Here is a 17,467-nt window from a genome sequence, read left to right on the forward strand (position 1 = left end):
GTGCCCATGCCCAGCGTCCTGGTCGTGGAAGACGACCCCAGCATCCGCCAGTCACTCATCGAGGTCCTGGCGGAGCACGGGTATGCCGTACGCAGCGTGGGCGACGGATTCGGCGCCCTGCGCGAGGTCACCCAGACTCCCGTCGACGCCGTCGTCCTCGACCTCGGCCTGCCCGATCTGGACGGGGGAGACGCACTGCGCATGATCCGGGGCATATCCTCCGTCCCCGTCCTGGTGGCCACCGCCCGCGACGACGAGACCGAAATCATCAAGCTCCTCAACGCCGGCGCCGACGACTACCTGGTCAAGCCCTTCTCCGGAGGACAGCTCATAGCCCGCCTCTCCGCCGTCCTGCGGCGCACCAGCCACGTGCCCCCCGCCGGCGCCGCCCATGCCGGGCCGGGGGCACGGCCGGCTCCGGCCGCCGACCCCCTGGGCGCCACCACCGTGGGCGAGCTGGCGGTGGACCCCGGGGCGCGTACCGCGTACCTGGCCGGCCGGGAGCTCCACCTCACCCGGCGGGAGTTCGACCTGCTGGCCTTCCTCGCCCACCACACCGGCCAGGTCGTCTCCAAACGCCGGCTGCTGACCGAGGTCTGGCGCGAGCCGTACGTCGACGACCAGACCGTCGACGTGCACCTGTCGTCGCTGCGCCGCAAACTCGGCGAACGCGCGGCGGCCCCGCGCTACCTGCTGACGGTCCGCGGCGTCGGCATCAAACTGGTGGCCCCGCGGTGAGACGCTCACTGGCGGGAGTCGCGCTCGCCGTGACGTCCATGGTCGCCCTCTCCTTCCTCATACCCCTGGGCGCACTGGTGATGTCACTGGTCAAGGAGCAGAGCGTCACCGCGGCCGAGCAGCGCGCCGCAGCCCTCGCACCCGTCCTCACCCTCACCACGGATCCGTCCGCGCTGCGGGAATCCGCCGCCGGACTCGACGCGGCCGAGCACCTCGTCATCCATCTCCCCGACGCCCAGAGCCTCGGCGACTCCCAGGCCCCCGTGAAACTGCTCGAACGGGCCCAGCAGGGACGCGAGTCCATCTCCCAGAAGACTCCCGGCGGATGGATCTGCCTGCAGCCTGTGGTGCTCCCCGGTGACCGGGTCGCCGTCATCGAGAACTTCGTCCCCGACGAGGAACTGACCCGTGGGGTCAAGGCCTCCTGGGCGGTCATGCTCCTCCTCGCGGTCGGCCTGGTCGGCGGCTCGGTGCTGGTCGCCGACCGGCTCGGAGCCAAGGTCGTCCGGTCCTCCAAGAAGCTCGCCCAGGCCTCGCACACCCTCGGTCAGGGCAATCTGGACACCCGGGTGGAGCCCATGGGCCCCAAGGAACTGCGCGACGCCGGCGTCGCCTTCAACGCCATGGCCCACCGCATGACGGAACTGCTCGCCATCGAGCGCGAACTGGTCGCCGACCTGTCCCACCGGCTGCGCACCCCGCTGACCGCCCTGCACCTGGCATCGGAGCGGATGGCCGGCACACCGGAGTCGGCGAGGGTCGAGGCGGCGGTGCACGCGCTGGAGTCGGAACTCCAGGCCATCATCACCGCGGCGAGGACACCGCTCGCCGTGGGCCCGATGGGCCACGGCATGCGCAGCGCGGAAACGAGCACGGGCCGGCAGGCGACCGGGACGGGGCCGTCGTCCGAGTGCCCCCGGTGCGAGGCCGCCGATGTCGTGCGGCGCAGGACCGCCTTCTGGGCGGTCCTGGCGGAGCAGCAGAACCGCCCCTGCTCCCTCGACCTCACCCAGGAGCCCACGGCCGTCAGCCTCAGCGACGACGATGTCGCCGCGGTGGTGGACGCGCTCATCGGCAATGTCTTCAGCCACACCCCGCCCGGCACCGCGTTCGGGGTCCGCGTCGCCCGTACCGCCCAGGCCGTGGAACTGGTGGTGGAGGACTCCGGACCGGGCATCCCGGAACCGGAGCGGGCCCTCTCCCGCGGGAGCAGCACGGGCTCCTCCGGGCTCGGCCTCGACATCGCCCGCAGGGCCGCGGCCGTCACCGGCGGCACGATGCGGATCGGGCACGGCCCGCAGGGAGGCGCGCACATCACCGTGGTCTTCGCCCTGGCACCGCCCCTGCGGCCCGAGCGCGGGCCGCGCGGCTCGCGCAGGCGTGCGCGATGGTGGCCGCGCAAGCGGTGACCGCGCACGGGTCCGCCGGGACGATGGTGAGGGGACGAGCCGCACCGGCTGTGGCAGGATGCCGCGATGATCTTCAGCTCGCCGATACCGCATGTCGTTCCCGCAGGCCGTATGGCCCGCTCCGAACAGCCCGTACTCACGCTGCCCGGCGGGTGGGAGCTGCGCCCCTGGCAGCCGGATGACGCCGAGGCCTTGTACGCCGCCGGCCAGGACCGGGCCGTTCACCTCTGGAACCGCCTGCCGGTGAACTCCCCGCAGGAGGCGCGTCAGAGGATCGAGCGCATGCGTCGGCGGTGGCAGGCCGAAATCGCGGCGATCTGGGCCGTCGCCCGGCCGGGCGGCGAGGCCATGGGCCTGATCGGCTGGAACGACGTCGACCTGCAGGGCGGCAGTGCCGAGATCGTCTACTGGCTGCTGCCCGCGGCACGTGGTGGGGGCGTCGCGGTCGAGGCGACACGGCGGGTCAGCCGTTGGGCACTGGACGATCTCGGCCTGCACCGTCTGCGGTTGTGCCACTCGGTGGCGAACCCGGCATCGTGCCGCGTGGCGGACCAGGCCGGATACTCCTTCGAAGGCACCATGCGCGGTGCACTGCTGCACGCGGACGGATGGCACGACCAGCACCTGCACGCCCTGGTCCGGGGCGATGTCTGATCCTGCGACGGGCAGCCACCGCGGGGGGCGCGGCCGGCGGCCCGGCACGTCGGCCCGGAGATCACGCCTCCGGCACTACGGCACCCCACCGGCAGCGCCCTGCCCGGGCCGCGGCTCCTGTACGAGGCGAAGGACGGGATCGATCTCCGCCAGGGCCTCGTGCAGCTGACGGGCCCCCCGGGCGGTGCGATCGTCGCCGTCCTGCGCCAGCTCTTCGCAGAGCCGTAGCGCCTCGTCCAGGTCCGCGGAGAAGATGCTGAACACGTCGATGACCGCGATGTGGATGTAGTCGCCGCGATTCGGGTTAGCCACCGCCAGCGCGGACGCGACGATCGACAGCCCCGCCCTGTCCTTGCGCCGGAGCAGGCACTGTGCGGTGCGCCGGGTCACGAAGGTGTCGCCCGCGTCGAGCACGAGCTCCAGCAGGGGTCCGCGTGCCTCCGGCATCTCGGCGAATCCCGCCAGGCCGGCACCGGCATCCGCCCGGTCACTCCAGTGGTCACTCCGCCCGAGTTCGACGAGCGCCGTCACCGCCGCGCGCCGCAGGTCACTGCTCACTTGTCCCATCCGCCTCTCCCATGGACCCGGGCCGGAACAGCACCGGGGTTGCTTGCATGATGATCGCCAGCACCGAACCTAGTCCGCGGCCAGCGGCAGCAGTGCGGGGCGCTTCGCGGTGCGGCCGTCGCCGGAGGAGCGGCCGCGCAGGCGGCGGCCCAGCCAGGGGCCGAGGAAGGCGGCCGCCCAGCGGAGTTCGGCCGCCACGGACGAGCCGCCCGGGGCGGCCGGCCGCGGTGGCAGCGGGTGCGTCCAGGTGTCGTCGCTGCCGGGCAGGCCGACGGCGTGCGCGAGGGCCGCGGCGATCCTCTCGTGGCCGACGGAGCTGGCGTGGAGGCGGTCCGTGGTCCACATCCGCGGGTCGGTCACGGCGACCGGCCGCGCGGTGTCGGCGACGGCGACGCCGTGGCGGTCGGCCGCGGCGCGGATGCGGTCGTTGAGGTCGGCTATGCGCGGTGCGACGGGCCGGGCGAGGGGCACGAGCACGCTGAGGTCGGGGAAGGTCACCGTCGCCACGCGGGCGCCGGCGGCCGTGAGCGCGGCGAACATCTCCTCCAGGTGCCCGGCGACCTCCGCGGCGTCGAAGCGGGGCCGGAGGATGTCGTTGACCCCGGCGACGACGGTGGCCAGGTCGGGGCGCAGGGCCAGGGCGGGGCCCAGCTGCTCGGCCCGGACCTGCCCGGCGAGACGTCCCCGGACGGCCAGGTTGGCGTACTGGAGGCCGGGGTTGACGGCCGTGAGGTGTTCGGCGAAGCGGTCGGCGAAGCCGCGCAGGCCCACGGCGTCGTCCCCGTCGCCGAGGCCTTCGGTCTGACTGTCGCCCAGGGCGACGTAGCGCAGGTACTCACCGTTCGGCACGGGACAGCCTCTCCTTCAGGATCGCCGCGCTCCGGCGGCACCAGTCGCGGTGTCCCTGCTCGAAGGCGAGGCCGCGCAGACCGGTCAGGTACCCGCCGATCCGTTCGCCGTGGAGCAGGAAATCCTCCTCGTCCAGGTCGCCGCGCATCTTGCGCAGCACCCTGCCGAGCAGCTCGATCTTGGCGTCGGCGGCCACCGCGCGGGCTTCGAGCTGCGCGATCACCGGTTCGATGCCGATCCGGTCGGCGGTCTGGACCTTGACGAGGAGGTCGTCACGGATGACGGAGGACTTCAGCGGGGCCGCGGCGAACTCCTCCAGTTCGGTGCGGCCGGCCTCGGTGACCTGGAAGAGGCGCTTGTTGGGCCGGGTCTCCTGGACCACCTCGCGGCCCTCGACCAGCCCTTCGTTCTCCAGCTTGGCCAGCTCGGCGTACAGCTGCTGGGGCAGGGCGTGCCAGAAGTTCGCCACGCCGATGTCGAAGGACTTCGCCAGTTCGTAGCCGCTGAACTCGCCGTCCAGCAGCGCCGCCAGTACGGCATGTCGCAAAGCCATCGCGGTCGCCCCTTCCCCTTCCTCGCCAACCCCTGCATCATACTCATGAAAGTGACTAGTCAGATTCATGAGTATGAGGAGGGGTCATGGAGACTGCCGAACGCTTCCGCACCGCCGTGGAGAAGCGGGATCTCAGCGGGCTGGAGGACCTGTTCACCGAGGACGTCCGCTTCTACAGCCCGGTGAAGTTCACGCCCTTCGAGGGCCGGCCCATGGTCCTTGGACTCTTCGGGGTCCTGATGCGCGTCTTCGAGGACTTCCGCTACGTCGGCGACTTCGAGGGCGCGGCCGAGACCAGCGCCGACGGCGCGGAGGCCCCGGCGGAGGTCCTGCTCTTCCGGGCCGCGGTGGACGGCCGGGAGATCCACGGGATCGACCTGCTCCACTTCGACGAGGCGGGCCGGATCAAGGAGTTCACCGTGATGGTCCGCCCGCAGTCCGCCGTGCAGGCCCTGGGGCAGGCGGTCCTCGCCGGCCTGGTCGCCGACGGCCTCGCGTAGGCGGTCGGGACGGCGGCCGCGCAGGCGGTCGGGCAGCGCTGCTTCCGGCGCGGGTCGTGTGGACGCCGGTGCGGGAGTGCGGACGGCCGCCGTCGCCCGCCCTCCTCGTCGTCACACCAGGACGGTGTTGCTACGGCAGGTGTGGGCCGGAGACCGGACGCAGGACCAGGGTGACGAAGCCGAAGCTGTCCCGGTAGCCCCGCAGCCATTGCGCACGTCGTGCGTGGGCGGTCCGCAGCACCTCGGCGGCGTCCGGATCGTCAGGGTGGTCGAGTGCCCACGAGGCCAGCGAGCCCAGGCAGGACCACTCGTAGCCGTCCAGCTCCGCGCGTGTGCTGACATGGGCGTGCACGGGAGCCCATCCGTCGGCGACGACGAGGTCCACGGTGGTCGCGAGGTCGTGGAGTTCGCCGAAGATCTCGACGGCCTCCGGGGAGGGCGCGCGGTCCCAGAAGCTCTCACCGAGCAGCACACGGCCGCCGGGAGCCAGGTGCTCCCGGGCCGCCGCGAGGGTCGGCAGCAGACCGCCGAAGGCGTGGGTGGCCCCGACGCTGAGCACCAGGTCGAAGGGCTGGTCGGAGACGAAGTCCGCGGCCTTCCGCTGGTGCACGACGAGACGTTCCCGGACGCCGAGCAGGTCCGCCGACCGGCGGGCCTGCGCCACGGACTCCTCGGAGGTGTCCACCCCCACGGCGTGCAGACGGGGGTGCGTGGCCAGGGCGCGCAGAATCCATTCCGCGGTACCGCACCCCAGGTCGAGCACCCGCTCGCCGTCGCGCGGTGCGCCGTGTTCCAGCAGCCGGCGCACCGATGCGTCGTCGAGCGGGGCCTTTATCGGGTGGTCGGCGTGGGCGATCCTGGAGATCTGTTCATGATTCACCGGGGCAGCTTGTCAACGCCGGAGCCCGCGCGCACCCCATTTGCGTCCGGGTGCCGAACATCTTTCAGCGACCGGCGGACCTCCGCTCCCAGGCCTGCGCGAACATCTCGTGCAGGGGCGCCGTCGGCAGCACCCGGCCGAAGGGGGAGCGGACCGAGTTGCTCCACAGCGGGCGCACCCCGTGGGTCGCCAGCTTCACCGTCTCCAGCGGCAGGTTCGGGGCCTTCAGCTCGGTCCATTCACCGGGCAGGAACACGGTCCGGCCCGCCCGCGCCCGCTTGGCCTCCATGACCGCGCCGGTGGTGAGGAGTTCCGCCTGGACCTCCTTGTGCCGCTTGGCGGTCCAGCCGTTCCACCGCCGTACGTTCCGGTCGGTGGGGGCGGCCAGCGCCGCCACCTGGAGGTACAGCGCCGCCGCGTCCGCGCCGACGCCGAGCTCACCCGCCGCCCGCGTGACCAGCTCCGGGCAGGACTGCCGCGGATCCGCCTCGTACGCACCGGCCGGCACCGCTCCGGAGCGGGCCCGCAGCATCATCCGCTCCAGCCCGCCACCGGCCACCATCGGCGCCACCCGGTCCAACTCCTCCGCGAGGTCGGTGACCTCGCGGACCCGCCGCCACACCTCGGGGTCGGCGACCGCGGCGGGGCGCAGGAACGCGGCGCCGCCGGGCGCGCACACCACCAGGGGGCCGTAGTCGTACGCGGTCACCGGGACCGGGCCCTCCTCCTTGCGGTCGTCCATCGCCACCGGCAGCAGCCCGGGCCCGAACCGTTCCGCGATCCGCGCCGAGGTGTCCTGGACCCGGCCGCCGGGCAGCGCCAGCAGCAGCTCCGGACGGGCCAGTTCGGCCCGCAGCCGCTCGTACACGTCCATCGCGCCGGCCACCGCCGGATCCCCGACGGGCCGGTCCGTCCACGCCCACACCAGCGCGCTCGCCATGCCGTGGAGGTCGAGGCCCACCGGGGTGCGGCAGGGCAGTTCGGGCCCGGCCGGGGGCACGGCCCTGACCTCCACCCCGATGCCGTACCGGGTCGCCGCCAGCTCCCAGCCGACCGCCTCCACGACCGCCTCCAGGGCCGCCTCCACGGCCGGGTTCACGATCGTGTCCGTGGCGGTCTCCCAGCCGCCCGCCAGGCGCCGGGCCCACGCCTCGCCGAGCCCCAGGTCGGTCTCCAGGGCGTCCGCCGCCTCGTCGTGCACGTCGGGCAGCGCCCCGATCAGCTCCCGCCACACGCCGGCCATCCGCTCCACGGCCCCGTCGACCCCGCCCGGCCGCCACAGCTCGGCCGGGTCCTCGGGCAGGGCCGCGGCCAGGACGGCCCGCTGTCCGGCGGCGCCGAGCCGCGCGCGCAGTTCCTCGTACGCCCCGGCCGTCATCACGGTCGCCCGGTACGGGGCCTTGCACGCCAGGGCGCGGTCCTCGTCCCGGTGGGCCCGGCCGACCAGACCGGCCACCACGAGCCGGGCCACGGCCCGCCGGACACCGGTCAGTTCCGCGAAGCGTGCGGCCGCCGACTCGGGCACCGGGACCGGCCCGTGCGCCTCGACCGCCGCCACCAGGGCCCGGAGCCGGGCGGCGTCGTCCCGCCGCACCCGTACCGGGCGGGCCTGTGCGAGGGTCGCCGGTACCGGGTCGCCGTCCGGGTCCCCGGCGGCGGGCGCCACGAACCAGCACGCCGGGCCGCCGGCCCGCAGCCCGGCGGACGCCACGGCGGTCCCGCCCGCCCGCAGCCCGTCCAGGGCCGCGGAGTCGGACGTCCGGCCCACCCACCACCGGCTGCCCGCACGGGTGAACGGCTGGTCGGCCCAGGTGTCGAGCAGTGCGAGCAGGGCGGTCCGGTCCGCGTCCGGGGTCGGTGCCACCGCCGCCCGCCACGCCACGGCGTCGATCGAGCCCAGCAGTTGCGACCAGTCGTGCGGCGGCGCGGGCGGCGAGAGCCGCCGCACCTCCTCCCCGATCGTCCCGGCCAGGCAGGCGCCGTCGGCGGCCAGCGCGTTCAGCGTCGCCGGCAGGGCCACCTCCCGGGTCCGCCGACGCGCGTCGTCCTCCCCGTTCGAGACCAGCCCGAACAGCGCGGGCAGCAGCTCGGTGTCCCGCGCGGACCGGCGCAGCACGACCGGCGGGGCCTCGGCGAGCAGGCACACGCGCCGGTGCAGGGCCCGACGTCGCCGCTCCACCCGGGCGGCCCGCCCGGCCACCATCACGACCGCCTCGACCAGTACCGGGTCGGTGACCTCCGGCAACTCCCGGGCCACGGCGGCGCGCAGCGCCTCCTCGCCGGTGAGGGCGGCCGCCAGCAGCGTCTGCGCCGTCTCCCGGCCGACACTCCGCAGCGCCCGGGACCCGGCCGCGTCCCGCGTGCGCAGCAGGTACCAGAAGGCGGGCGGCAGGGCCACGCCCGCCGACACGGTGACCTGCCGGGCCGGCCGCACCCGCGGATGCTTGGGCGAGCGGTGCCCGTCCAGCTCCCACAGCAGGACCCCGTCGGCGGTGTACGCGCGCACGCCCGTACGGGTCTGCGCCTCGGCCAGGACCACGTCCTCCACCGCGCCCTCCGGCGCGGCCCACAGCCCCCACGGCTCCTGCCCCGGCCGGTCGATGTCGAAGCGCGCCGTCCGGCCGTCCACGCTCTCCACCAGGTAGTGGTCGGGCGCGTGGTCGCGGTGCCGGGTACGGAACAGCACCCGGGTCCCGACCAGACCGTCCCGGCTGCCCAGCGGGGAGCCGGACAGCCCGGCGGGCAGCTTCGCCAGCTGCAGCGCCTCCGAGTCCAGGCTCATCCCGACCTCGGACGGCTCCGCGGCGGGATCGGCGCTCGGTGCGCGGCCGGGGAAGTCCGGCAGCGGCACGGGCCCCCGCCGCTCTCCGGTGGCCGGGTCCACCACCTCCCACGGCTGCTTCCCGTAGATCCTGTTGGTCCAGATCCGCGAGCCGTCGCCGAGCAGCAGTTCCTCGCTGTCGATGCCGTCGGTGCCACCCGGACGCAGCACGCGCAGGCCGCTGTGGCGCCCGCCCCCGTCGGCGGACTCGAACTGGAAGCCGTACGCCCCGTCCAGGCTGCCGCCGAACGGCACGAGCCCGCCCACCTCCGCGGGCTCGAACGGCTCCTCGGGCCGGTCGGCCCAGACGGCGGTGTCGCAGTAGTACGGGTTCGGCTTGAGGGTCCAGCTCACCAGGAAGGAGCCGCCCACGTAGTGCACGGCGAACAGGGTCGCGTCCTCGGGAACCGTGAACCGGCAGGAGCCCCGCTCCCCGTCCGGGGCGACGGCGACCGCCCGGTCGCGCCCGAAGACCGTCAGTACCGGCCAGGTGCAGGTCACCCCGGCCACGCCCGGCAGTGCCGCGTCCGCCGCCCCACCGGAGCCGGCCGCCGCGCCCGTCCCGTCCGTCCCGCCCGTCGCGGACCTGGCGGGCGGGGCGGGCTCCGCGAACCCCGCGTACACCGACTCCAGGGCCGGCCAGGCCAGTTCCTCCGGCAGACCGGCCGCCAGCGAGCGCCGCAGCGTGCCCGCCGCGCCCGCCCCGGCGAGGGCGTCGGCGATCCCGCCGAGGGCCGTCACCGTCGGCCGGTCCAGCAGGGTCTCCAGCTCGGCCACGGCCTCCTCGGCCCCCGCCATGCCGCCGCCCCCGACCGTGCCGACGAGCTTGCCGACCCGGCCGGCCACCTCGTGGGCGATGCCCTCGTTGTCCGGCAGCAGTGTCACCGCGGACCCGGTGCGGCGCCCGCGCGCGGCCCAGTGGTCGGGGAGCAGACCGGCATGGACCGTCCCCTCCAGCCGCGGTCCGAACACCGGGTCCGCGGCCAGCGCGACGAGGTCCCGCCGGGACCGCTCCCCCCAGAACCGCATCCGGACCTCCGCGCCCGGGTCGACCACCGCGGCCCCGGCCGCCAGACAGGCGTCCAGCACGTCCGCGTCGAAGCCCTGGTGGTGGTACCGGGTGGTGTGCACCGCGACCGGGGTGCCCGCAGCCCGCAGCCGCGGCCCCAAGCGGCCGACCAGGTCGAGGAATTCCGCCGGCAGCGGCTGCCGGGAGACCCCGCCGCCGGACTGCAGCGCGTACTGGTACATGCGGACGAACTGTCCGACCCAGTGCGGCAGCCCGCCTTCCGGCACCACCCGCCCGGCCGCCATCGCCTCCGTCGCGCCACAGCCGATCAGCATCCGCAGCCAGGCCCCGCCGTCGGTGACCCCGGCCGGAAAGACCTCGACCAGTCCGGCCATGACGGCGTCCGTCGGCGGATGGGCCGTCAGGACCGGCTCAGCGGCGCCCAGCAGCGCTTCGGGCACCGATTTCCCGCGGGTGACCGACAGGATCGCGCCCACCATCCGCGCGGCTTCGCCGTCCCCGTGCCCGGCCGCCCTGGCCGACGCCCGTACCCGGCGCACCAGATCCGCCGGCAGGTCCGCCCGCGATCCCGCCCACGCGGTCAGGAAAGCCTCCAGGGCCGTGTGCGCCGCCGCCGGATCGAGCGTCTCGGCGAGGAAGCGCTGATGGGCACCGAACTCCTTGGCCGGCATGGCTCCGCCCGCCGCGAACAGCAGGGCGTTGGCCCGGCGGTAGGCGGGATCCACCGGCAGCCCGTGCTCGGCCTCGGCCGCGCGCGCAGCCGCGTAGGCCCGCCCGCCCGCGCGGCTCCCGTACCCGATCAGGCGATGGCCCACCGTGTCCCAGAACCACGGCAGGTGCGCCGGCGGCAGCCGCCGCGCCCGCGCCGTCATCGTGTCGACGAACCGGCCGGGCTTCTCCCGGGACCGGCCGAGCTCGGTGTACATGTCCTCGATCAGGTCCCGCGCGATCCCGGCCGCACCCGGGTCGTGGGCGTCGACCCAGTCGGCGTACGTGGTCGAGGCGTGCGGACGGGAGGAGGGCAACAGGCCATCGAGCGAGACGATCATGCTTCGCATCGTCGCACGGGCCACTGACACCACCGGGCCACGGCCTCCCGGCCTTCCTCTAGAGTGCTTCCGTCCCGTACACGTGACTGTGACCCCGGCCGGGCGGCGCGTGCCGACCCGCGCACGGGCCCGAGCGAGGAGCAACCGTGACCGACCTGGCGTCCATATCCCTGCAGCAGGAGATCGCCCGCGATCTCCAGGTGAGCGCGTCCTTCGACGTACGGCAGGAGATCGAGCGCCGAGTGGCCTTCCTCGCCGAGCGGCTGACTTCCACGGGCCTGCGGGCACTGGTCCTGGGCATCAGCGGCGGCGTGGACTCCACGACCGCGGGCCGACTGTGCCAGCTCGCCGTCGAGCGGGTGCGCGCCGCCGGGCACGAGGCGACGTTCTTCGCGATGCGACTGCCCTACGGAACCCAGGCCGACGAGAAGGACGCGCAGCTGGCGCTGGACTTCATCCGGGCGGACCGGGCCTTGACCGTGGACGTGAAGCCCGCGAGCGACGCCGCCCTGGAAGCGGCGCTGGCAGGCGGCACGGTCTTCCGCGACGCGCGCCACCAGGACTTCGTGCACGGCAACGTCAAGGCCCGGCAGCGCATGATCGCCCAGTACACGGTGGCGGGCGCGCACGACGGCCTCGTCGTCGGCACCGACCACGCCGCCGAGGCGGTCTCCGGCTTCTTCACCAAGTTCGGCGACGGCGCGGCCGACGTCGTCCCGCTCACCGGCCTCACCAAGCGCCGCGTCCGCGCCCTCGCGGAAGAGCTGGGCGCGCCCGCCGAGCTGGTGCACAAGACCCCGACCGCGGACCTGGAGACGCTCGACCCGGGCAAGCCCGACGAGGACGCGCTCGGCGTCACCTACGACGACATCGACGATCTCCTGGAGGGCAAGCCCGTCGAGGGGCCCGCCTTCGCGGCCATAGTCGCCCGCTACCGCCTCACCGAGCACAAGCGACAGCTGCCGATCGCCCCCTGAGCAGCCCCGCGCCGGCCCCGGCATTGAGCCGAACGGCTCAATGCCGGGGCGACGACGGACCCGCTCCGCACGGTCGCACCTATCGTGGAAGTGACCTCATGGCCCGGCGGTGGCGCGCGGACAGGTGGATGTGGACGGTTCAGGGATCGACTATCACGCGGTCTTCCACGCCCTTCCGGGCGCGGTCGCCCTGCTGACCCCTGACCTGGTGTACCTGGACGTCAACGAGTCGTTCCTGGAGACGTCCGGCCGCACCCGCGAGCAGATCATCGACCGCTACCTCTTCGACGTCTTCCCCGACAACCCCAACGATCCGGCGGCGAACGGCATGCGCAACCTGCGCGCCTCCCTGGAACGGGTCGCGGCCACCGGGGAGCCCGACAGCATGGCCGTCCAGCGCTACGACGTCGAGTACCCCGACCGGTCCGGGGTCTGGCACGAGCGCTACTGGAGCCCCGTCAACGTGCCCGTCCTCGCCCCCGACGGCGCCGTCGCGCTGCTCCTGCACCGCGTGGAAGAGGTCACCGAGCTCATCCGGGCCGGCGCGCGCAGCGGCGGCGACCGCGCCCAGGTGCTGGAAGCCGAGATCTACACCCGCGGCCGGGAGCTCCAGGAGGTCAACGAGCGCCTGCGCCGGGCCCACGCCCACGAGCGCGAGGTGGCCCTCCACCTCCAGGAGACCCTGCTGCCCGCGCCGCGCCCGCTCGGCCACCACCGGGCCGCCGTCCGCTACCGGCCCGCCACCGTGGCCCTGAACGTGTGCGGCGACTGGTACGACCTCGTCGACCGGCCCGGCCGCACCGCCGTGGCCGTCGGTGACGTCGTCGGCCACGGACTCCGGGCGGCCGGCGTCATGGGCCAGCTGCGCAGCGCCCTGTCGGCCGCGTCCCACGTCGCCGAGGGCCCGGCCCAGGCCCTGGAGGTCCTCGGCCTGTACGCCCGCTCCATCGACGGCGCCGAGTCCACCACCGCCGTGTCCGTCTTCATCGACTGGAACAGCAGCACCCTCACCTACAGCAGTGCCGGCCACCCCCCGCCCCTGCTCTGCCACCCCGACGGCACGGTCACCTTCCTCGACCGGGCCACCGATCCTCCGCTCGGCGCCCGGCCCGAACACGCCCGCCGCCCCGAGGACCGGCTCGCCTTCGCCGAAGGCTCCACCCTCGTCCTCTACACCGACGGGCTCATCGAACGCCGCCGCGAGGACATCGACGTCGGCCTCGGCAGGCTCGCCGACGCCCTCGCACGCCACCGCACCGCCGACCCCGAGACCCTCGCCGACGCACTGCTGGCCGAGCTCATCCCCGCGGGCGGCATCACCGACGACACCGCGCTCGTCATCCTGCGCCTGTGACGGCCGCCCGCCAGGGTAAATCGAAGGCGTCCACGGCCCCGGCTGCATAGGCTCGGCCCATGCCGAGCCCAGCACTCCAGCGCGTCAACGCCTTCCTGTCGGACTTCGCCCGCCGCCAGGCCGCGCGCACCGCCGCCGTTCCCGGAGGGTTCGCCGTGTACGACGACGCGTACGCGCAGTCCCGCGCGAACAACCAGGTCGTCATCGACGCGGACGTCGATCCCGAGGCGCTGCCCGCCCTCGCGGAGGAAGCCCTGGGGCATCTGCCGCACCGGCTGGTCTCCGTACTCGACGACGACACCGGCACGGCGTGCGCGGAGCCGCTGATCCGGGCCGGATACACCCACTCCACCTACCTGGTCATGCTGCACACGGGCCCGGTGCCGGACGCCGGACCCGCGCGGGAGGTGGACCTCGACGGGCTGCGCGTTCCGCTGACCCGGCGCTGGCGGGGATTCCTCCCGGACGCCGACGACGAGGTCCTGCGCCAGCTCGTCGACCGGCGCGAGGCCCGTCGGCGCGGGGCGGACGTCGTCCGCTTCATCGGTGCCCGCACCGAGGCGGGCGAGGTCGCCTCATGGGCCGACCTCTACGTCGACCGGGCGACCGGAACGGCCCAGATCGAGGACCTGATCACCTCGGAGTCCCACCTCGGGCACGGCTACGCCGACGCCGTCCTGGCGGGCGCCCTGCACGCGGCGGCCGCCCACGGCAGCGACTTCCGCTTCCTGACCGCCGATGCGATGGACTGGCCGCGCCACTGGTACGAGCGCCGCGGCTTCGCCGTCATCGGCCGCTCGCACGCCTTCGAACGCGGCTGACGCGTCAGGCACCGTACGCCCCTCCCGACGCACTGCGCGCCGCCCGCCCGGCCGTCAGGGGCGGGGGTGGAGGGGGACCGGGACGCGGGGCAGGTCGATGCCGAAGTGGGTGCGGTAGGCCGCCAGGACCTCGGCGTCGTCGGCCAGGGTCCGCTCGGTGCGTGTCCCGTCCGCCGTGACCGTCAGCACGCGGTCGCTGAGGGTGGTCCGGCCGGACTCCGTCAGCACCGAGCACACCGGCTTGCGGGTGAAACCGGACGCGGGCGAGGTGCTGTGCCACCAGGCGCCGGTCACGAAGTCGGACAGGACCCGGGGGCGCGTCTCCATCCGGTACCGGGGCACGCCGTCCTGAAGGACGTCGAGGTCCCCCTCCGGGCCACCGGCCGGCACGATCCGGAACACCCCGCCCGGGTCGGTCTGCTCGCCGCGCTCGTCGAAGGCCAGCGGGAAGTGGCTGTGGTCGCCGAAGCCCACGTCCACCAGCCACGGGCGGCCGTCCTCGCACTCCACGCGCAGCGCCAGGTGGTCGTAGGGAACGCCCTGCCCGCCGTCGGCCGAGTGCACCCGGGCCTGCAGCATCTCCACCCGGTAGCCCAGGGACCGCAGCAGCAGCGCGAACGCACCGTTCAGCTCGTAACAGAACCCGCCGCGGCCGCCCCGCAGCAGTTTGTCGAGCAGTGCCTCCCCCTCCAGCACGATCTCCTGTCCCAGATGGATGGACAGGCTCTCGAAGGGGACGGTCCGCAGATGCCGCAGGTGCAGGTCGCGCAGGGCCGCCGCACTCGCCGACCCGGGCCGCGCCGCCCCGATCCGCCGCAGGTAGGCGTCAACACGTGTCACGGGAAGCTCTTCCATCCCGGCAGTCTCGCAACCCGCCCCCGCCCCCGCCATACGCGTTTGGACCTAGGCCGTAGGTCCACCCCTTCACCGGTCCACCTGCGGCCGGCCGCCCTCGGCGGCGTGTCGGGGTGCGTCATGGGTGGCTGTGGGAAGCAGGAGCGGGGTGGCCAGGATGAGCAGGCCCGCGACCGCGAGAGCGGTGCGTGGGCCGGTGACGTCGGCGAGCAGCCCGGCGAGCGCGGTGAGGACGGCGATGGACGCCTGCTGGCCGATCGACCAGGCCGTCAGGGTGCGGGCGACGAGATGCCCGGGGGTGTGTTCGAGCCGGTAGGTGGCGAGCACCGGCGTGTACAGGCTCATGTTGACGATGATCGCCAGCTCGACGGCCATCACGGTGACGAGGCCGACGACGCCGGGCCGGACGAAGACCAGGCCGATCAGCCAGACGGCGCGCAGGGTGCCGACGGTCCGCAGGACCCGGTGCCGGCCGTGGCGGGCCACGACACGGCGGGCCAGCCGCGAGCCGATGAGTCCGCCGACGCAGGGAGCGGCGAAGGCGAGGGCGTACTGCCAGGGCGGGAATCCGAGTTGGCGCAGCAGGAGTACGGCCAGCAGCGGCTCGGTGGCCATGATCAGACCGGACACGAGCATGTTGTTGAGGTAGAGCGCCCGCAGATCCGGACGGCCCATGATGTGGCGCCAGCCGTCGAGCAGTGCGCCGGCCCGGGCGGTGCTCCTGCCGCCGGGCTGCGGTGCTTCTTCCCGGCCGCGCATCGCGGTGAGGCACAGCGCGGAGACCAGGTAGCTGACCGCGTCGGCCACCACGGTGGTGACCGGCCCGAACAGGCCGATCGCCGCCCCGCCCAGCGGCGGCCCGACCGCGATCGAGCTCCAGTTCGTGGACTCGAACCGCGCGTTGGCCACGAGCAGGCCGTCCGGCCGGACGAGGGCCTTGAGGTAGGCGCCACCGGCCGCGTTGAAGGCGATCTTGGCGGCGGCGATCACGGCCGCGACCACCAGCAGCTGGACGAAGCCGAGCCGCCCGGAGAAGTAGGCGACGGGGATCGTCGCCAGGACCGCGAACCGCGTCAGGTCCATCGCGATCATGACCGGACGCTTGCGCCGGAACTCCACCCACGGCGCGAGCGGCAGAGCGATCAGCGCGCCCATCGCGGGCCCCACCGCGGACAGCGCGGACACCTCGGCGGGACCGGCGTGCAACGCCAGCACGGCGATCAGCGGCAATGCGCCGAACCCCAGCCCGGACCCGTAGGCGCTCACCGCATACGCCGTCCACAGCAGGCCGAACTGCCGGCCCGACGGTCTCCTGCCCACCATGCCCAGCGCTCCCACCCGAACAAACCGACGTTGACCCGTGGGAGCCAACCGAGCAGCACAACCGCAGGTCAAACAACCGCACGCCCGGTTGTCCACAACCATTCGTTGTTCACTAAGGTGGATCGGCGTGGATCTCGAAGCAGTACGCACCTTCGTCGTCGTCACGGAAGCGGGCCAGTTCCAGAAAGCCGCTGCCGACCTGTCGGTCACCCAGCAGGCCGTCTCCAAGCGCATCGCCGCCCTGGAGCGCAGCCTCGGCGTGCGGCTGTTCACCCGCGCGCCCCGTGGCGCCGAGCTCACCATCGACGGGCAGGCGTTCCTGCCCCATGCGCGGGAGCTGCTGCGCGTTGCCGAGCGCGCGGTCACGTCCGTGCGCCCCGGTCGCCGTCCGCTACGCGTCGACGTGATCGCTTCGCGCGGCGCCCAGGCCGGCCTGATGCGCGGCTTCCACCGCGCGTACCCGGAGATCGACCTCGACGTGGTGATGCTTTTCGAGATCGAGACGGCCGTCGCCGCGATCCGGTCCGGTGCGATCGACGCGTCCTTCCGCGCCGTCGCCGCGCCCGGCCGGCCCCTTCCCGAGGACATCGAGTCCGTCCGGGTGCTCGACGAGCCGCTCCAGCTCCTCACCGGCCCGGCCCACGCGCTGGCGGGCGCCCGGACGGTGACCGTCGCTCAGCTCGCCGGGCACCGGATCTGGATGCCCGGCATCGTCCCCGGTACCGAGTGGGGCGCCTACTACGACGACCTCGTCGCGGAGTTCGGGCTCACGATCGAGGCGACCGGCCCCAACTTCGGCTCCGACGCGCTCCTCGACACCATCGCCGACAGCCCGGCCCTGGCCACCTTCATGGGCGAGCACACCCGCCTGATCTGGCCCGCCGGCCACGGCCTGCGCCGCATCCCGGTGACCGATCCGACGCCCGTCTACCCGCACTCGCTCCTGTGGCACCGCGACAACCCCCACCCGGCCCTGGTCACCCTCCGCGCCCACCTGGCCGCCACGGCGGCCGGCCACGCCGCCGCCGGGACCTGGGTACCGGGCTGGGTGATTCCGCGCTGAACCACCCCCGCCCGCGCGGCGATC

At 74.1% G+C, this 17,467-nt stretch carries 15 protein-coding genes; 8 read left to right on the forward strand and 7 right to left on the reverse strand.

Annotated elements, in window-relative coordinates:
• The first annotated feature begins 6 nt into the window (after positions 1 to 6).
• From ACFY0D_RS05310 to ACFY0D_RS05320, 3 genes are all read left to right on the forward strand, one after another.
• A complete protein-coding gene (locus ACFY0D_RS05310; protein WP_301373850.1) occupies positions 7 to 738 on the forward strand; it encodes a response regulator transcription factor in 732 nt (243 codons plus the stop codon).
• Entirely contained in the window at positions 735 to 2,147 is a 1,413-nt protein-coding gene (locus ACFY0D_RS05315; RefSeq protein WP_390797065.1) for an ATP-binding protein, read from the forward strand. The genes ACFY0D_RS05310 and ACFY0D_RS05315 overlap by 4 nt, the downstream gene beginning before the upstream one ends.
• A 66-nt stretch (positions 2,148 to 2,213) precedes the next feature.
• Positions 2,214 to 2,801, forward strand: a complete 588-nt coding sequence (locus ACFY0D_RS05320) for a GNAT family N-acetyltransferase (RefSeq protein WP_390797066.1) — start codon at positions 2,214 to 2,216, stop codon at positions 2,799 to 2,801.
• A 75-nt stretch (positions 2,802 to 2,876) separates the two neighbouring features.
• Here the strand turns inward: ACFY0D_RS05320 and ACFY0D_RS05325 are convergent, their stop codons facing one another.
• From ACFY0D_RS05325 to ACFY0D_RS05335, 3 genes are all read right to left on the reverse strand, one after another.
• Positions 2,877 to 3,359: a hypothetical protein gene (locus tag ACFY0D_RS05325; protein WP_390797067.1), complete on the reverse strand. Its 483-nt coding sequence runs from the start codon at positions 3,357 to 3,359 to the stop codon at positions 2,877 to 2,879.
• A 78-nt stretch (positions 3,360 to 3,437) separates the two neighbouring features.
• The gene (locus ACFY0D_RS05330; protein WP_390797068.1) at positions 3,438 to 4,217 is read right to left on the reverse strand and encodes an SGNH/GDSL hydrolase family protein; all 780 of its coding nucleotides are present in this window, start codon (positions 4,215 to 4,217) and stop codon (positions 3,438 to 3,440) included.
• Positions 4,204 to 4,770 (reverse strand): PadR family transcriptional regulator, encoded by a 567-nt coding sequence (locus ACFY0D_RS05335; RefSeq protein ID WP_390797069.1) that lies wholly within the window; start codon positions 4,768 to 4,770, stop codon positions 4,204 to 4,206. Before ACFY0D_RS05335 ends, ACFY0D_RS05330 begins: the two co-directional genes overlap by 14 nt.
• Before the next feature lie 86 nt (positions 4,771 to 4,856).
• Here ACFY0D_RS05335 and ACFY0D_RS05340 point away from each other — a divergent pair, with 86 nt between their 5' ends.
• The gene (locus tag ACFY0D_RS05340; RefSeq protein ID WP_390797070.1) at positions 4,857 to 5,270 is read left to right on the forward strand and encodes a nuclear transport factor 2 family protein; all 414 of its coding nucleotides are present in this window, start codon (positions 4,857 to 4,859) and stop codon (positions 5,268 to 5,270) included.
• A 130-nt stretch (positions 5,271 to 5,400) separates the two neighbouring features.
• Here the strand turns inward: ACFY0D_RS05340 and ACFY0D_RS05345 are convergent, their stop codons facing one another.
• Together ACFY0D_RS05345 and ACFY0D_RS05350 are read right to left on the reverse strand one after the other, a co-directional pair.
• A complete protein-coding gene (locus ACFY0D_RS05345) occupies positions 5,401 to 6,150 on the reverse strand; it encodes an SAM-dependent methyltransferase (RefSeq protein WP_390797071.1) in 750 nt (249 codons plus the stop codon).
• Positions 6,151 to 6,214: 64 nt separating this feature from the next.
• Positions 6,215 to 11,050, reverse strand: a complete 4,836-nt coding sequence (locus ACFY0D_RS05350) for a hypothetical protein (RefSeq protein ID WP_390797072.1) — start codon at positions 11,048 to 11,050, stop codon at positions 6,215 to 6,217.
• A 146-nt stretch (positions 11,051 to 11,196) separates the two neighbouring features.
• Here ACFY0D_RS05350 and nadE point away from each other — a divergent pair, with 146 nt between their 5' ends.
• The 3 genes from nadE to ACFY0D_RS05365 all read left to right on the forward strand — a co-directional run bounded on the left by nadE (position 11,197) and on the right by ACFY0D_RS05365 (position 14,202).
• Complete coding sequence (nadE, locus tag ACFY0D_RS05355; RefSeq protein ID WP_390797073.1) at positions 11,197 to 12,027, forward strand: ammonia-dependent NAD(+) synthetase; 831 nt, start codon at positions 11,197 to 11,199, stop codon at positions 12,025 to 12,027.
• A gap of 130 nt (positions 12,028 to 12,157) precedes the next feature.
• Positions 12,158 to 13,381, forward strand: coding sequence for a PP2C family protein-serine/threonine phosphatase (locus tag ACFY0D_RS05360; RefSeq protein WP_390797074.1), 1,224 nt, complete (start codon positions 12,158 to 12,160; stop codon positions 13,379 to 13,381).
• 59 nt (positions 13,382 to 13,440) lie between these two features.
• Positions 13,441 to 14,202: a GNAT family N-acetyltransferase gene (locus ACFY0D_RS05365; protein WP_390797075.1), complete on the forward strand. Its 762-nt coding sequence runs from the start codon at positions 13,441 to 13,443 to the stop codon at positions 14,200 to 14,202.
• A 54-nt stretch (positions 14,203 to 14,256) separates the two neighbouring features.
• Here ACFY0D_RS05365 and ACFY0D_RS05370 read toward each other — a convergent pair whose 3' ends face one another.
• Positions 14,257 to 15,093: an arylamine N-acetyltransferase gene (locus ACFY0D_RS05370; RefSeq protein ID WP_390797076.1), complete on the reverse strand. Its 837-nt coding sequence runs from the start codon at positions 15,091 to 15,093 to the stop codon at positions 14,257 to 14,259.
• A 33-nt stretch (positions 15,094 to 15,126) separates the two neighbouring features.
• Positions 15,127 to 16,380 carry an MFS transporter gene (locus ACFY0D_RS05375; RefSeq protein WP_390797077.1) on the reverse strand — a complete coding sequence of 418 codons (1,254 nt, stop codon included), beginning with the start codon at positions 16,378 to 16,380 and terminating at the stop codon, positions 15,127 to 15,129.
• Between the two features lie 127 nt (positions 16,381 to 16,507).
• Between ACFY0D_RS05375 and ACFY0D_RS05380 the strand changes: the two genes are divergently transcribed.
• Positions 16,508 to 17,443 (forward strand): LysR family transcriptional regulator, encoded by a 936-nt coding sequence (locus tag ACFY0D_RS05380; protein WP_390797078.1) that lies wholly within the window; start codon positions 16,508 to 16,510, stop codon positions 17,441 to 17,443.
• Positions 17,444 to 17,467 lie beyond the last annotated feature (24 nt).

Origin of the sequence: Streptomyces sp. NPDC001502 (genome assembly GCF_042894785.1) — a bacterium.
Taxonomy (GTDB): domain Bacteria; phylum Actinomycetota; class Actinomycetes; order Streptomycetales; family Streptomycetaceae; genus Streptomyces; species Streptomyces kutzneri.

Bases quoted from the DNA above. Each gene is read 5' to 3' on its own strand.
- ACFY0D_RS05370 (WP_390797076.1), bottom strand. From the start codon at position 15,093: ATGGCGGGGGCGGGGGCGGGTTGCGAGACTGCCGGGATGGAAGAGCTT.
- ACFY0D_RS05310 (WP_301373850.1), top strand. From the start codon at position 7: ATGCCCAGCGTCCTGGTCGTGGAAGACGACCCCAGCATCCGCCAGTCA.
- ACFY0D_RS05365 (WP_390797075.1), top strand. From the start codon at position 13,441: ATGCCGAGCCCAGCACTCCAGCGCGTCAACGCCTTCCTGTCGGACTTC.
- ACFY0D_RS05335 (WP_390797069.1), bottom strand. From the start codon at position 4,770: ATGGCTTTGCGACATGCCGTACTGGCGGCGCTGCTGGACGGCGAGTTC.
- ACFY0D_RS05375 (WP_390797077.1), bottom strand. From the start codon at position 16,380: ATGGTGGGCAGGAGACCGTCGGGCCGGCAGTTCGGCCTGCTGTGGACG.
- ACFY0D_RS05320 (WP_390797066.1), top strand. From the start codon at position 2,214: ATGATCTTCAGCTCGCCGATACCGCATGTCGTTCCCGCAGGCCGTATG.
- ACFY0D_RS05350 (WP_390797072.1), bottom strand. From the start codon at position 11,050: ATGATCGTCTCGCTCGATGGCCTGTTGCCCTCCTCCCGTCCGCACGCC.
- ACFY0D_RS05340 (WP_390797070.1), top strand. From the start codon at position 4,857: ATGGAGACTGCCGAACGCTTCCGCACCGCCGTGGAGAAGCGGGATCTC.